Raw genomic sequence first — 12,122 nt, 5'->3', positions numbered from 1 at the left:
CGAAAACGGCATTCGGTCGTTTTCTTTTTGTGTCATTTAATCAATAACAGAATGCCTGGCATCATCGGTAAGAAAATCGGTATGACAAGCCTCTTCACTCCGGATGGGAAAAACATTCCCTGTACGCTCATCGAAGCGGGTCCGTGCGTAGTGACGCAGGTTAAGACTATCGCGAATGACGGCTACACCGCCATTCAAATTGGGTACGGCGAGAAAAAAGCCAAGAACACCACCAAAGCATTGGTAGGTCACTTCGCTAAAGCCGGTACTACCCCCAAGAAAAAATTGGTTGAATTCCGCCTCGATGCCGAATCGACCTACGCCGCTGGCGCAACCATCGACGCTACCCTTTTTGAGGAAGGCGAGTTTGTTGACGTAGTTGGCACTTCTAAAGGCAAGGGTTTCCAGGGCGTTGTAAAGCGTTACAACTTCCAGGGTGTTGGTGGCCAGACCCACGGTCAGCACAACCGCCTGCGTCACCCCGGTTCTATCGGTGCTTGCTCTTGGCCTTCGCGCGTATTCAAAGGAATGCGCATGGGTGGCCGGATGGGCAATGACCGCGTGAAGGTGCAGAACCTGAAGGTGATGCGCGTAGTAGGCGACAAGAACCTGATTCTGGTGAGCGGCTCGATTCCCGGTGCTAAGAATTCTTACGTGGTAATCGAGAAATAGACGATACGATGGAACTCTCAGTTTATAGCCTCAAAGGCGAAGACACCGGCCGCAAGGTGACCCTGTCTGACGCCATCTTCGGTCTCGAAGTAAACGAGCACGTGATGTATCTGGACGTGAAGCAGTACTTGGCCAACCAACGCCAAGGCACGCACAAGTCCAAGCAGCGCAACGAGGTGCATGGCACCACGAAGAAGCTCAAGAAACAAAAAGGTACGGGCGGTGCCCGCGCCGGCAGCATGAAGTCGGGTGTGTTCGTAGGTGGTGGCCGGATGTTCGGTCCTCAGCCCCGCGACTACGGCTTCAAGCTGAACAAGAAGACTAAGCGTGTAGCTCGCCTCTCGGCTCTGTCGAGCTTGGCTAAAGATGGCAAAATATCCCTCGTGGAGAACATTGCCATGGATGCTCCACGCACCAAGGACTTCCTCGCCATCCTGGACGGCCTCAAGCTGAACAATGGCAAAAAGACCATGCTTGTTACCGGTGAGGTAAACAAGAACGTTGTTCTCAGCGCCCGTAACCTGCAGAAAGTGACTGTGTCGACGCCTATCGGCCTCAACACCCACGACCTGCTGAACACGGACACGCTGCTGATTTCGGAAGACGGCATGGCTTCATTGGTTGAACTCTATAGCACCGCCGAATAATGAGCACGCTGAAACGCCCCATCGTGACCGAAAAGGCCACCGGCCTCAACGAAAAAGGTCGCTACACTTTTGAAGTGGAGCGCACGGCCAACAAAGTGCAAATCAAGAAGGACATCGAAACGCTGTATGGCGTGACCGTGACCGAAATCAACACGATGCGCACTATAGGCAAAATGAAGTCGAAAGGCACCAAAGGCGGCCAGGTTTCCGGTCGTCGTGCTCACGGCAAGAAAGCCATTGTAGCCGTGAAAGAAGGCGACGTAATCGACTTCTACGGCAACCTCTAGGCCGCAAGCTTCGCCTCAAATTTTTTCGCCGCAAAAGCACAACTAGCTAGTAATGGCACTTAAAAAACTCAGACCAACCAGCCCAGGGCAACGTTTCCGCGTTGCGCCGGCGTTCGACGAGATTACCTCGTCGACCCCGGAGAAGTCATTGATGACTTCCCTCTCGAAATCGGGTGGCCGGAACTCTTCCGGTAAAATGTCTAACCGCTACATCGGCGGTGGTCATAAAACCCAGTATCGTATCGTGGACTTCAAGCGCGATAAAGCCGGTGTTCCGGCTACCGTGAAGACCATCGAGTATGACCCAAACCGTACCGCCCGCATCGCCCTGCTCAGCTACGCTGATGGCGAGAAGCGCTACATCATCGCGCCCGCCGGCATGACGGTAGGCACGACGGTAGTGTCGGGTCCTGGTGTAGCTCCCGAAGTTGGCAACACGTTGCTGCTCCGCGAAATCCCCCTTGGTACCATCCTCCACAACATCGAGTTGCAGCCCGGCCAGGGTGCGGCCATGGCCCGTTCGGCCGGCACGTACGCACAGCTGGTTGCTCGCGAAGAGAAGTATGCTACTTTGAAATTGCCTTCCGGCGAAATGCGCATGGTACTCGTTACCTGCATGGCCACGGTTGGTACCGTTTCAAATGGTGACCACATGAACGTCCGCATGGGCAAAGCCGGCCGGAATCGTTGGGCTGGTCGTCGTCCTCGCGTTCGTGGTGTAGCCATGAACCCTGTCGACCACCCCATGGGTGGTGGCGAAGGCAAATCGTCGGGTGGTCACCCGCGTAGCCGTAACGGCATTTTGGCTAAGGGCCAGAAGACCCGTAACAAGAATAAGTATTCGGAGAACCTGATTGTGAGCCGCAAAGGCAAGAAGTAATATATGGCACGTTCACTCAAAAAAGGGCCGTACATTGACTTCCGGCTGGAAAAGAAAGTCACGGCACTCGAAACGGCTGGTAAGAAATCGGTGGTAAAGACCTGGTCGCGCCGCTCGATGATTTCCCCGGATTTCGTTGGCCACACGTTCGCTGTTCACAACGGCAATAAGTTCATCCCGGTGTATGTGACCGAGAACATGGTAGGGCACAAGTTGGGCGAATTTGCCCCGACGCGTAACTTCCGTGGTCACGTCGCCAAAAAAGATAAAGGCAAGCGCTAAGATGGAAGCAGTAGCAAAACTCCGCAATGTGCCGACCTCGCCTCGCAAGATGCGTTTGGTGGCCGACCTCGTGCGCGGCAAGAAAGTGACTCAGGCCCTCGGGCTGTTGCGCTTCGAAGCCAACATCGGCGCCGAGAAGATTGAGAAACTGCTCCTTTCGGCCTTGGCCAACTGGCAGCAGCACAACGAAGAAGAGCGGATTGAGGACGCAAACCTCTACATCAGCGAAATCTTCGTGGACGAAGGACGTCAGCTGAAGCGCCTGCGCCCCGCCCCTCAGGGTCGCGGTCACCGCATCCGCAAGCGCAGCAACCACGTGACGCTGAAAATCGACACGAAAGTGGAGAAGCTTGGCAAGAAAACCACCGAGCACGCTAAGCAAGTTGGTACTACCGAAAACCCTAAGGCCGACGCCAAATCCTAATTTAATATGGGACAGAAAGTAAATCCGGTTGGCTTCCGCTTGGGAGTAATCAAAGGCTGGGACTCCAACTGGTACGGCGGCAAGGACTTCGCCGAGAAATTGGTGGAGGACGAAAAAATCCGCAAGTACATCAACGCTCGTATTCAGAAAGGTGGCATCAGCCGCATTGTGATTGAGCGCACCCTGAAGCGCATCACCATCACCATCAACACGGCTCGTCCGGGTGTGGTAATTGGTAAAGGCGGCCAGGAGGTTGACAAGATTAAGGACGAGCTGAAGCAAATCACCAGCAAAGACGTTCAAATCAACATCTTCGAAATTAAGCGTCCGGAGTTGGATGCCAAGCTGGTAGGCGAGAGCATTGCCCAGCAGTTGGCCGCTCGTATCTCCTTCCGTCGCGCCATGAAAATGTCGATTCAGGCTGCTATGCGTGTTGGTGCCGAAGGCATCAAGATTCAGTGCGGTGGCCGTCTCGGCGGTGCTGAGATTGCCCGTTCGGAGCAGTACAAAGAAGGTCGTACGCCGCTGCACACGCTGCGCGCCGATATCGACTACGCTTTGTCAGAAGCTCAGACCGTGTATGGCAAAATCGGCATCAAGGTGTGGGTAATGCGCGGTGAAGTGTTCGGCAAGCCTGACCTCTCGCCCAACCAGCAACTCACCAACCCCGGTGGCGATGCCGGCGGACGTCGTGACGACCGTGGCCCCCGTGGCGAGCGTCGTGAAGGCGACCGTGGCCCGCGTCGTGATGGTGGTGCTGGTCGTGGCAACGCTGGAGGAGGCGACCGTGCCCCCCGTGGCGCTGGCGACAACACTGGTCCCCGTCGCAATGGCCCCGCCGCTGGTGGTGGAGCCGGTGCCGCTCGCGGCCCGCGCCGCTAGAATAAGTCAAAGACATTTCACTTCGTTTGCACAGTGGGTGAACGAAGTGAAATGTTCGACTGTTCGCTCAATTCCTTTTAGAAAATCTCTTTTAATAAACTCAAATGTTACAACCGAAAAGGACCAAGTATCGCAAGATGCAAAAGGGTCGCGTAACAGGCCTCGCCTACCGCGGCAGCTCCATAGACTTCGGTTCGTTCGCTATCAAGTCGCTGGAAGTGTCTTGGATTACGGCTCGCCAAATTGAGGCTGCTCGTATTGCCATGACCCGCGCCATGAAACGCGAAGGGCAAGTATGGATTCGCATTTTCCCCGACAAACCTATTACCAAGAAGCCTGCTGAAGTGCGGATGGGTAAGGGTAAAGGTTCGCCCGAGTATTGGGTAGCCTGCGTGAAACCGGGTCAAATCATGTTCGAGTCGGACGGCGTATCGCTGGAAGTAGCTAAAGAGTCGCTGCGTCTCGCGGCTCAGAAGCTGCCGGTTCGTACTTCATTCGTGGTTCGCCGCGACTATACGGACGCCGCTTAAGATGAAAAACAAGACCGACCACAAAAGCCTTTCCGCTGAAGCGCTGAAAGAGCAACTCACCGCCGAGAAGGCCCAGGGCCAGCAGCTGCGTTTCGCTCACGCGATTTCGCCCCTGGAAAATCCTGCCCGTCTCAAGGCCAACCGTAAAAACGTCGCCCGCTTGCTCACCGAGCAGACTCGTCGGAACAACGAGCAGGCCTCTAACCCCGCTTAATTCCGATGGCAACCGACGTAACAACCCAAGACCAAACCGCTGCTGCTGAAGCCTCGCGCAACATGCGCAAGGAAATCACCGGCAAGGTGACGAGCTCCAAGATGGACAAGTCCATCACCGTAGCTGTGGTGCAGAAACAAAAGCACCCCATGTACGGCAAGTTCGTGACTAAAACCACGAAATTCCACGCCCACGACGAGAACAACGAGTGCGGCGAAGGCGATACGGTTCTCATCATGAGCACCCGTCCGCTGAGCAAGACCAAGCGGTGGCGCCTGGTGGAAATTATTGAACGCGCTAAATAATCTAATTCGATGATACAGCAAGAATCCCGCCTGACGGTGGCCGATAACAGCGGCGCTAAGGAAGTCCTCTGCATCCGCGTTTTGGGTGGCACGGGCAAGAAATACGCCAGCGTTGGCGACAAGATTGTAGTAGCTATTAAGTCGGCTATTCCTTCCGGTAACGCTAAGAAAGGCACTGTGAGCAAGGCCGTAGTTGTTCGCGTGAAGAAAGAAGTACGCCGTAAGGACGGTTCGTACATCCGATTCGACGATAACGCTGCCGTGTTGCTTAACAACAACGACGAGCCTCGCGGCACGCGCATCTTCGGCCCAGTAGCTCGTGAGTTGCGTGAGCGTCAGTTCATGAAAATTGTATCGCTGGCCCCTGAAGTACTGTAAGCTATGGCTATCAAAAAAGCAGCCCCCGTACAACTGCACGTGAAGTCGGGCGACACCGTTAAGGTGATTGCAGGCGACGAGCGCGGCAAGACCGGCGTTATCAAGTCGGTAAACCGGGTGACCCAGCGCGTAACCGTGGAGGGTTTGAACCTGGTGACGAAACACAACAAGCCTAGCGCCAAATCGCCTCAGGGCGGCATCACCAAGATGGAGGCGCCAATGCACGTGAGCAACGTGCAGGCTATTAACCCCACCACCGGTGAGCGGGTGCGCAAAGGCGCCGCAGCTGCCGCAGCTCCAGCTGCAGCGCCTGCAAAAGCCAAGCGCGCCTCTGCCAAAACGGCTTAATAAGCCCCCTGCATCATGGCCCGTCTCAAAGACATATATAAGAAAGACGTAGTACCCGCGCTCCAGGAGAAATTCCAGTTCAAGAGCATTATGCAGGTACCGCGCATCACCAAAATCTGCATCAACCGCGGTATTGGTGCTGCTGTTGCCGACAAGAAGCTTGTTGACAATGGTGTAGAAGAGCTGACGACCATCACCGGTCAGAAAGCAATTGCGACTATTGCTAAGCGTTCGGTGTCAAACTTTAAGCTCCGTGAAGGCATGCCTATCGGTGCTAAAGTGACCCTGCGTGGCGAGAAAATGTACGAGTTCATGGACCGTCTCCTGACAGTAGCCCTGCCCCGCGTACGTGACTTCAAAGGCATCAACGACAAAGGGTTTGATGGTCGTGGCAACTACACACTCGGCGTGAAGGAGCAAATCATCTTTCCCGAAATCTCGATTGACAAAATTAAAGGCATCTCAGGTATGGACATTACGTTCGTAACCACTGCCGAGAACGACGAGCAGAGCTACGAACTGCTCAAGGCTTTCGGTATGCCTTTCGCAAACGCTAACAAATAATCTCCCTGACTCATGGCTAAAGAATCCATCAAAGCACGGGAGCGCAAGCGCATTGCCACCGTGGCCCGCTACGCTGAGAAGCGCAAGGCTCTGAAAGCTGCCGGCGACTATGAAGGTCTCGACAAGCTACCCAAGAATGCTTCGCCCGTGCGCTTGCACAACCGCGACATGATTGATGGCCGTCCCCGCGGCTACATGCGTAAGTTTGGCATCAGCCGCGTGCGTTTCCGCGAAATGGCGCTGGCCGGGAAAATTCCTGGTGTGACCAAGTCGAGCTGGTAGTCCAGTCAGGCTTTCGCTAAATTTAAAAAGCCCCCAAGCGATTGGGGGCTTTTTTGTGTGCAAAGCTTAGGCCTGTTCACATACTACACCATATTCATAGTAGGGGGTGGAGCATAAGGTGGAAAGTTTAAGAGCGATTTATGCAGCGCGCTTGCATAAGTGTCACGTTTTCCGTTACCTTTGCACTCCCAAATCCTGAGGAAGGCCTCAAACCATTTGGCAGGTTGCCAAAAGAAACCATTGGCTGTACCGTCGCCGGGCAAGCCAAGTAGTCTTAACCGAAATTTCGTTGGTCCCGTTGGGCACCCGGCGAAATTTTCTTATCTTTGCGCTCCGAAAAAAGCGGACGCATTTAACACTCAATGAATACTGACCCCATTGCCGACTACCTGACTCGGGTGCGCAACGCCATCAAGGCGAACCACCGGGTGGTAGAAATCCCGGCCAGCAACATCAAAAAGGAAATCACGAAGGTGCTCTACCACAAGGGCTACATACAGTCGTACCGCTTTGATGATTCATCGGTTCAGGGCACCATCAAAATTGCTCTGAAGTATAACCCGACCACCAAGGCTCCCGCCATCACTAAACTGCAGCGCGTTTCGACGCCCGGTTTGCGTCAGTACGTGGCAGCCGACAACCTGCCCCGCGTACTCAGCGGCCTGGGTGTCGCCATCATCTCGACCTCGAAGGGTGTGATGACGGAGAAAGAGTGCAAAACCGAGAACGTGGGCGGCGAGGTGCTGTGCTACGTGTACTAATCCGGAACCGCTTTAGCTAACTCAATTATGTCACGTATTGGTAAACTCCCGATTTCCGTCCCTGCTGGGGTCGCTATCTCGGTTGAGAAAGACAACGTGGTAACGGTGAAAGGCCCTAAGGGCACGCTAACCACGCAAGTGGACCGCGATATCAACGTTGCCATCGAAGACGGTACCCTCACGGTAACCCGTCCCACGGAGCAGAAGCGCCACAAAGCCATGCACGGCCTATACCGCTCGCTCATAAACAACATGGTAGAAGGCGTGAGCAACGGCTTCACCAAACAGCTGGAGTTGGTAGGTGTAGGTTATAAAGCCTCTCTCGCTGGTACCACGTTAGAATTGGCCTTGGGCTATTCGCACAACGTGTTTATCGCGCTGCCGAAAGAGGTAACTGCTACTGCTGTTACTGAAAAAGGCAAAAACCCGATTGTTACGCTGACCAGCATCGACAATCAACTGCTGGGCCAGGTGGCCGCTAAAATTCGTTCGTTGCGTAAAGTTGAGCCTTACAAAGGCAAAGGTGTACGTTTCGTGGGCGAAATCATCCGTCGCAAAGCTGGTAAAACGGCCTCTAAATAAGTTCGCATCATGGCATTTGATAAGGCACAACGCCGCAAGCGGATTCAGCGCATCATCCGTACCAAGGTGGCTGGCACGTCCGAGCGGCCGCGGCTCTCGGTGTTCCGTAGCAACACGGGCATCTACGCTCAGATTATCGACGATACCACTGGACGCACACTGGCGGCAGCAACGTCGAAAAAAGTATCGGCCGAAGGAGGCAATGGCGTAGCTTTGGCTGCTGCTGTAGGTCGGCAGGTCGCCGCCGTAGCCCTTGAAAAAGGTATCACCAAAGTGGTTTTTGACCGCTCGGGTTACCTCTATCACGGTCGCGTAAAATCATTGGCTGAAGGAGCCCGCGAAGGCGGCCTCAATTTCTAAAATATCATGGCGCAAGAACGCGACAATAATCGTCCTGGCGGAGACCGTCAGCGCAGCAACGACCGCGACCGGAACAAGGACAACTCCCGCATGGGTGCTGACTCCGATTTCAAAGAAAAAGTAGTAGCCATCAACCGCGTAGCGAAGGTGGTGAAAGGTGGTCGCCGCTTTAGCTTCTCTGCTATCGTGGTAGTAGGGGATGGCAACGGCAATGTAGGCTACGGCCTAGGCAAAGCCAACGAAGTAACCGACGCCATTGCCAAAGGCATTGACGACGCTAAGAAGAACGTGGTGAAAGTGCCAATGTACAAGCACACCGTTCCTCACCTTATGGAAGGCCGTTATGGCGGTGGTTTCGTGCTAATTCAACCGGCTGCTGCTGGTACGGGTGTAATCGCCGGCGGTGCAATGCGTGCCGTGTTCGAGAGCGCTGGTATCAAGGATGTGCTGGCGAAGTCGAAAGGCTCGTCGAACCCCCACAACGTGGTAAAGGCTACCTTTGCTGCCTTGGCCAAAATGCGTGACCCGTTGCAAATTGCACAGGCACGTGGTATCTCTCTTGCCCGCGTTTTTAACGGTTAATTGACATGGCACAAATTCAAGTAAAGCTCGTGCGCAGCGCCATTGACCGCCCCGAGCGTCAGAAGCGCACGGTTCAGTCCCTCGGCCTGAACAAAATGAACAGCACCGCTCAGCACGAAGTAAACCCGTCCATCATGGGCATGGTAAACAGCGTGAAGCACCTGCTAGAAGTAACCGAACTGTAAGACTATATATCGTCATGCTTAATCTCAGCAATCTATCGCCAGCCTACGGCTCGACTAAAAACGAGAAGCGGATTGGCCGGGGCGAAGGCTCCACGCGTGGTGGCACGTCGACCCGTGGTCACAAAGGCGCCAAGTCGCGTTCGGGCTACAAGCGCAAGTCCGGCTTTGAAGGTGGTCAAATGCCCCTCCAGCGCCGTGTGCCTAAGTTTGGTTTCACGAACATTAACCGTGTAGAGTATAAAGCCATCAACCTTGATGCGCTTGCTACCCTGCTTGAGAAGAACAGCGCTACCACTATGGATGCTGCTTACTTCGTAGCAAACGGTTTGGTATCGAAAAACGCCAAAATCAAAATCCTCGGTCGTGGCGAAGTATCCACTGCCTTGGAGGTTCACGCCCACGCATTCTCGAAGTCGGCTGTTGAAGCCATCGAGAAGGCCGGCGGCAAAGCCGTAACGCTCTAAAGCCTACCTTCGGCAATGAATAAGTTTATCACGTCGATAAAGAACATTTTTGCGATTGAGGATTTGCGTACGCGAATCCTCAATACGCTTTTCTTCATTGCCATCTATCGCCTCGGCGTTTACGTGGTGTTGCCGGGTGTAGACCCGACTCGCCTCAAGACCGGTGCTCAAGGCTTGTTTGGCATCTTGGATACACTGCTCGGTGGTGCATTCAGCCACGCGTCAATTTTCGCGTTGGGCATTATGCCTTACATATCTGCATCAATCGTATTGCAACTGCTTACGATTGCTGTTCCTTATTTCCAAAAGCTCCAAAAGGAGGGCGAATCAGGACGTAAGAAAATTAACCAGTATACCCGGATTCTGACGATTCCAATTGTATTGGCCCAATCAGTTGGTTTTATTGCCACGATTAATGCCGAAGCCATCATCAATCCCGGCACTTTCTTCACCGTTTCGACCATGATTATCATCACGGCCGGTACGCTGTTTTGTATGTGGTTGGGTGAGAAAATCACAGATAAGGGTATTGGCAACGGTATCTCCATGATTATCATGATAGGTATCGTTTCGCGTCTTCCAGGTGCTATTATTGGTGAGGCAGCAGCTAAGGGGGTTAACAAATCACTAATTTTCCTGCTGGAAATGGTGGTGCTGTTCCTTGTAGTAATGGCGGTAATCGTGCTTACGCAGGCTGTTCGCCGCATTGCGGTGCAGTATGCTAAGCAAGTAGGCGGCACTACCCAGCTTGATGCCCAGCGTCAGTTCATCCCTCTTAAGGTGAATGCCGCTGGTGTAATGCCCATCATTTTCGCGCAGTCGCTGATGTTCGTGCCAGCTATTGTGGCTTCGGTATGGCAGAACCAGAGTGATACTGCCAGCTACATCGGCGTGAAGTTCTCGGACTATACCTCGTGGCAGTACAATTTAACCTTCGGCTTGCTGATTATCATCTTCACTTACTTCTATACAGCTATCAGCGTCAATCCTAATCAGATTGCTGATGACTTGAAACGCAGTGGTGGTTTTGTGCCAGGCGTTAAGCCAGGTCGTGATACTTCGGAGTTCATTGATGAAATCCTTACCCGTGTGACGCTGCCTGGTGCAATAGCCCTTGCATTGATTGCCATTTTCCCAGCCATCGCCTTATTGCTTGGTGTAACTCGTCCGTTCTCGGCATTCTACGGTGGCACGTCACTTATCATCATGGTAGGTGTAGTGCTAGATACCGTAAACCAAGTACAGAGCTACTTGCTGATGCAGCATTATGATGGCATGATGAAGTCGGGCAAGCTGCGCGGTCGTACGGCACAGCCTATTTCGATAGCCTCTTAAGGAGCAATGGCCAGCGGCAGCATCCAATATAGAACCGAAGAAGAGATTGACCTTATCCGCGCCAGTGCGTTAGTGCTGGCCAAGGCTCACGGCGAAGTCGCGGGTATGGTAAAGGAAGGAGTGACAACGCGGCAGCTTGATAAGCGCGCGGAGGAATTCATCCGAGACCATGGTGGAGTTCCTTCTTTCAAAGGCTACAATAAGTTTCCCTATAGCTTATGCCTCTCGCCGAATTCGGTGGTAGTGCACGGGTTTGCTACCGACGAGCCGCTGAAAAGCGGCGACATTTTATCGGTAGACTGTGGGGTTTACCTGAATGGCTTTCATTCAGACAGTGCTTACACTTACCCGATAGGGGAGGTGGCTCCCGAAGTACTAACGCTCTTGGCTGAAACCAAGGCGTCGCTGTACAAAGGCATTGAACAAGCCGTTAGCGGCAACCGTGTCGGTGACATCAGCTACGCAATCCAGAACCATGTTGCTCCATTGGGCTACGGGGTGGTGCGTGAGTTAGTCGGCCACGGAGTTGGCGCTAATTTGCATGAAAAACCCGAAGTGCCAAACTATGGCAAGCGGGGTTCGGGGCCGCTTTTGCAAACCGGTTTGGTATTGGCAATTGAGCCAATGGTAAACTTGGGCAAGAAGGACGTGATACAAGAGGCAGATGGCTGGACCATTCGCACTAAAGACCGCAAGCCTTCTGCTCACTTTGAGCACACGGTAGTAGTTAGAAAAGATAAGGCGGAGATTCTCACCTCCTTTGAGTACATAGAAAAAGCACTGCAGTAGCCCTTATGGCCAAACAAGCCTCGATTGAGCAGGACGGAACCATCCTGGAAGCCCTCTCTAACGCCATGTTTCGCGTGGAGCTGGAGAACGGTCACCAGTTGATTGCCCACATTTCGGGCAAGATGCGGATGCACTACATCAAGATTCTGCCCGGCGACAAGGTCAAGCTGGAAATGTCTCCCTACGACTTGTCGAAGGGCCGGATAAAGTATCGTTATAAATAAACCCGTTTCCCTTCACAGGTCATGAAAGTAAAAACCTCGGTGAAAAAGCGTAGCGTGGACTGCAAATTGGTCCGCCGTAATGGCAAGCTCTACGTCATCAACAAGAAAAACCCCCGCTTCAAGCAGCGCCAGGGTTAATCCTATT

24 protein-coding genes are annotated in these 12,122 nt (G+C 53.5%); all 24 read left to right on the top strand.

Features of this window, described 5'->3' with window-relative positions; genetic code table 11:
* Positions 1-51: 51 nt before the first annotated feature.
* The 24 genes from rplC (at position 52) to rpmJ (ending at position 12,115) form a co-directional block, all read left to right on the top strand.
* On the top strand, positions 52-672 hold the full coding sequence (gene rplC, locus LJ738_RS14665) for a 50S ribosomal protein L3 (RefSeq protein ID WP_068191721.1): 621 nt from the start codon (positions 52-54) through the stop codon (positions 670-672).
* A gap of 8 nt (positions 673-680) precedes the next feature.
* Complete coding sequence (gene rplD, locus LJ738_RS14660; protein ID WP_227787161.1) at positions 681-1,319, top strand: 50S ribosomal protein L4; 639 nt, start codon at positions 681-683, stop codon at positions 1,317-1,319.
* Positions 1,319-1,606, top strand: a complete 288-nt coding sequence (gene rplW, locus LJ738_RS14655) for a 50S ribosomal protein L23 (protein ID WP_227787160.1) — start codon at positions 1,319-1,321, stop codon at positions 1,604-1,606. The genes rplD and rplW overlap by 1 nt, the downstream gene beginning before the upstream one ends.
* A gap of 52 nt (positions 1,607-1,658) precedes the next feature.
* Positions 1,659-2,486, top strand: a complete 828-nt coding sequence (rplB, locus tag LJ738_RS14650; protein WP_227787159.1) for a 50S ribosomal protein L2 — start codon at positions 1,659-1,661, stop codon at positions 2,484-2,486.
* A 3-nt stretch (positions 2,487-2,489) separates the two neighbouring features.
* Positions 2,490-2,768, top strand: a complete 279-nt coding sequence (gene rpsS, locus LJ738_RS14645; protein WP_068191730.1) for a 30S ribosomal protein S19 — start codon at positions 2,490-2,492, stop codon at positions 2,766-2,768.
* A gap of 1 nt (position 2,769) precedes the next feature.
* Positions 2,770-3,192, top strand: a complete 423-nt coding sequence (rplV, locus tag LJ738_RS14640; protein ID WP_227787158.1) for a 50S ribosomal protein L22 — start codon at positions 2,770-2,772, stop codon at positions 3,190-3,192.
* 6 nt (positions 3,193-3,198) lie between these two features.
* Entirely contained in the window at positions 3,199-4,074 is an 876-nt protein-coding gene (gene rpsC / locus LJ738_RS14635; protein ID WP_227787157.1) for a 30S ribosomal protein S3, read from the top strand.
* A 104-nt stretch (positions 4,075-4,178) separates the two neighbouring features.
* A complete protein-coding gene (gene rplP, locus LJ738_RS14630) occupies positions 4,179-4,604 on the top strand; it encodes a 50S ribosomal protein L16 (RefSeq protein WP_035567899.1) in 426 nt (141 codons plus the stop codon).
* A 1-nt stretch (position 4,605) separates the two neighbouring features.
* A complete protein-coding gene (gene rpmC / locus LJ738_RS14625) occupies positions 4,606-4,818 on the top strand; it encodes a 50S ribosomal protein L29 (RefSeq protein ID WP_227787156.1) in 213 nt (70 codons plus the stop codon).
* A gap of 5 nt (positions 4,819-4,823) precedes the next feature.
* Complete coding sequence (rpsQ, locus tag LJ738_RS14620) at positions 4,824-5,123, top strand: 30S ribosomal protein S17 (RefSeq protein ID WP_227787155.1); 300 nt, start codon at positions 4,824-4,826, stop codon at positions 5,121-5,123.
* A 9-nt stretch (positions 5,124-5,132) separates the two neighbouring features.
* Positions 5,133-5,501 (top strand): 50S ribosomal protein L14, encoded by a 369-nt coding sequence (gene rplN / locus LJ738_RS14615; protein WP_035567895.1) that lies wholly within the window; start codon positions 5,133-5,135, stop codon positions 5,499-5,501.
* 3 nt (positions 5,502-5,504) lie between these two features.
* Complete coding sequence (gene rplX, locus LJ738_RS14610; RefSeq protein WP_227787154.1) at positions 5,505-5,849, top strand: 50S ribosomal protein L24; 345 nt, start codon at positions 5,505-5,507, stop codon at positions 5,847-5,849.
* Positions 5,850-5,864: 15 nt separating this feature from the next.
* Positions 5,865-6,413 carry a 50S ribosomal protein L5 gene (gene rplE / locus LJ738_RS14605; RefSeq protein WP_227787153.1) on the top strand — a complete coding sequence of 183 codons (549 nt, stop codon included), beginning with the start codon at positions 5,865-5,867 and terminating at the stop codon, positions 6,411-6,413.
* Between the two features lie 12 nt (positions 6,414-6,425).
* On the top strand, positions 6,426-6,695 hold the full coding sequence (rpsN, locus tag LJ738_RS14600; RefSeq protein ID WP_035567891.1) for a 30S ribosomal protein S14: 270 nt from the start codon (positions 6,426-6,428) through the stop codon (positions 6,693-6,695).
* Between the two features lie 362 nt (positions 6,696-7,057).
* On the top strand, positions 7,058-7,456 hold the full coding sequence (gene rpsH, locus LJ738_RS14595; RefSeq protein WP_068191741.1) for a 30S ribosomal protein S8: 399 nt from the start codon (positions 7,058-7,060) through the stop codon (positions 7,454-7,456).
* A 27-nt stretch (positions 7,457-7,483) separates the two neighbouring features.
* On the top strand, positions 7,484-8,038 hold the full coding sequence (rplF, locus tag LJ738_RS14590) for a 50S ribosomal protein L6 (RefSeq protein ID WP_227787152.1): 555 nt from the start codon (positions 7,484-7,486) through the stop codon (positions 8,036-8,038).
* 9 nt (positions 8,039-8,047) lie between these two features.
* Positions 8,048-8,398: a 50S ribosomal protein L18 gene (gene rplR, locus LJ738_RS14585; protein WP_227787151.1), complete on the top strand. Its 351-nt coding sequence runs from the start codon at positions 8,048-8,050 to the stop codon at positions 8,396-8,398.
* Positions 8,399-8,488: 90 nt separating this feature from the next.
* Positions 8,489-8,980, top strand: coding sequence for a 30S ribosomal protein S5 (gene rpsE / locus LJ738_RS14580; protein WP_035567955.1), 492 nt, complete (start codon positions 8,489-8,491; stop codon positions 8,978-8,980).
* 5 nt (positions 8,981-8,985) lie between these two features.
* The gene (gene rpmD, locus LJ738_RS14575) at positions 8,986-9,165 is read left to right on the top strand and encodes a 50S ribosomal protein L30 (RefSeq protein WP_092676456.1); all 180 of its coding nucleotides are present in this window, start codon (positions 8,986-8,988) and stop codon (positions 9,163-9,165) included.
* A 14-nt stretch (positions 9,166-9,179) separates the two neighbouring features.
* Positions 9,180-9,629: a 50S ribosomal protein L15 gene (rplO, locus tag LJ738_RS14570; RefSeq protein WP_068191750.1), complete on the top strand. Its 450-nt coding sequence runs from the start codon at positions 9,180-9,182 to the stop codon at positions 9,627-9,629.
* 15 nt (positions 9,630-9,644) lie between these two features.
* Positions 9,645-10,964 carry a preprotein translocase subunit SecY gene (gene secY, locus LJ738_RS14565; protein ID WP_227787150.1) on the top strand — a complete coding sequence of 440 codons (1,320 nt, stop codon included), beginning with the start codon at positions 9,645-9,647 and terminating at the stop codon, positions 10,962-10,964.
* Between the two features lie 6 nt (positions 10,965-10,970).
* Positions 10,971-11,753: a type I methionyl aminopeptidase gene (map, locus tag LJ738_RS14560; protein WP_227787149.1), complete on the top strand. Its 783-nt coding sequence runs from the start codon at positions 10,971-10,973 to the stop codon at positions 11,751-11,753.
* Between the two features lie 5 nt (positions 11,754-11,758).
* Positions 11,759-11,977, top strand: a complete 219-nt coding sequence (infA, locus tag LJ738_RS14555) for a translation initiation factor IF-1 (RefSeq protein ID WP_035567874.1) — start codon at positions 11,759-11,761, stop codon at positions 11,975-11,977.
* Positions 11,978-11,998: 21 nt separating this feature from the next.
* Positions 11,999-12,115 (top strand): 50S ribosomal protein L36, encoded by a 117-nt coding sequence (rpmJ, locus tag LJ738_RS14550; RefSeq protein WP_046246595.1) that lies wholly within the window; start codon positions 11,999-12,001, stop codon positions 12,113-12,115.
* The last annotated feature ends 7 nt before the right edge of the window (positions 12,116-12,122 follow it).

The sequence above is a fragment of the Hymenobacter plasmatis genome (assembly GCF_020711255.1).
In the GTDB taxonomy this organism is placed as follows: domain Bacteria; phylum Bacteroidota; class Bacteroidia; order Cytophagales; family Hymenobacteraceae; genus Hymenobacter.
The sequence above is the reverse complement of the archived record's forward strand: the minus strand, read 5'-3'. Positions and strand labels throughout refer to the sequence as shown.

Excerpts from the sequence above, each read along its gene's own strand:
- rplC (WP_068191721.1), top strand. The coding sequence starts at position 52 with ATGCCTGGCATCATCGGTAAGAAAATCGGTATGACAAGCCTCTTCACT.
- rplD (WP_227787161.1), top strand. The coding sequence starts at position 681 with ATGGAACTCTCAGTTTATAGCCTCAAAGGCGAAGACACCGGCCGCAAG.
- rplW (WP_227787160.1), top strand. The coding sequence starts at position 1,319 with ATGAGCACGCTGAAACGCCCCATCGTGACCGAAAAGGCCACCGGCCTC.
- rplB (WP_227787159.1), top strand. The coding sequence starts at position 1,659 with ATGGCACTTAAAAAACTCAGACCAACCAGCCCAGGGCAACGTTTCCGC.
- rpsS (WP_068191730.1), top strand. The coding sequence starts at position 2,490 with ATGGCACGTTCACTCAAAAAAGGGCCGTACATTGACTTCCGGCTGGAA.
- rplV (WP_227787158.1), top strand. The coding sequence starts at position 2,770 with ATGGAAGCAGTAGCAAAACTCCGCAATGTGCCGACCTCGCCTCGCAAG.
- rpsC (WP_227787157.1), top strand. The coding sequence starts at position 3,199 with ATGGGACAGAAAGTAAATCCGGTTGGCTTCCGCTTGGGAGTAATCAAA.
- rplP (WP_035567899.1), top strand. The coding sequence starts at position 4,179 with ATGTTACAACCGAAAAGGACCAAGTATCGCAAGATGCAAAAGGGTCGC.
- rpmC (WP_227787156.1), top strand. The coding sequence starts at position 4,606 with ATGAAAAACAAGACCGACCACAAAAGCCTTTCCGCTGAAGCGCTGAAA.
- rpsQ (WP_227787155.1), top strand. The coding sequence starts at position 4,824 with ATGGCAACCGACGTAACAACCCAAGACCAAACCGCTGCTGCTGAAGCC.
- rplN (WP_035567895.1), top strand. The coding sequence starts at position 5,133 with ATGATACAGCAAGAATCCCGCCTGACGGTGGCCGATAACAGCGGCGCT.
- rplX (WP_227787154.1), top strand. The coding sequence starts at position 5,505 with ATGGCTATCAAAAAAGCAGCCCCCGTACAACTGCACGTGAAGTCGGGC.
- rplE (WP_227787153.1), top strand. The coding sequence starts at position 5,865 with ATGGCCCGTCTCAAAGACATATATAAGAAAGACGTAGTACCCGCGCTC.
- rpsN (WP_035567891.1), top strand. The coding sequence starts at position 6,426 with ATGGCTAAAGAATCCATCAAAGCACGGGAGCGCAAGCGCATTGCCACC.
- rpsH (WP_068191741.1), top strand. The coding sequence starts at position 7,058 with ATGAATACTGACCCCATTGCCGACTACCTGACTCGGGTGCGCAACGCC.
- rplF (WP_227787152.1), top strand. The coding sequence starts at position 7,484 with ATGTCACGTATTGGTAAACTCCCGATTTCCGTCCCTGCTGGGGTCGCT.
- rplR (WP_227787151.1), top strand. The coding sequence starts at position 8,048 with ATGGCATTTGATAAGGCACAACGCCGCAAGCGGATTCAGCGCATCATC.
- rpsE (WP_035567955.1), top strand. The coding sequence starts at position 8,489 with ATGGGTGCTGACTCCGATTTCAAAGAAAAAGTAGTAGCCATCAACCGC.
- rpmD (WP_092676456.1), top strand. The coding sequence starts at position 8,986 with ATGGCACAAATTCAAGTAAAGCTCGTGCGCAGCGCCATTGACCGCCCC.
- rplO (WP_068191750.1), top strand. The coding sequence starts at position 9,180 with ATGCTTAATCTCAGCAATCTATCGCCAGCCTACGGCTCGACTAAAAAC.
- secY (WP_227787150.1), top strand. The coding sequence starts at position 9,645 with ATGAATAAGTTTATCACGTCGATAAAGAACATTTTTGCGATTGAGGAT.
- map (WP_227787149.1), top strand. The coding sequence starts at position 10,971 with ATGGCCAGCGGCAGCATCCAATATAGAACCGAAGAAGAGATTGACCTT.
- infA (WP_035567874.1), top strand. The coding sequence starts at position 11,759 with ATGGCCAAACAAGCCTCGATTGAGCAGGACGGAACCATCCTGGAAGCC.
- rpmJ (WP_046246595.1), top strand. The coding sequence starts at position 11,999 with ATGAAAGTAAAAACCTCGGTGAAAAAGCGTAGCGTGGACTGCAAATTG.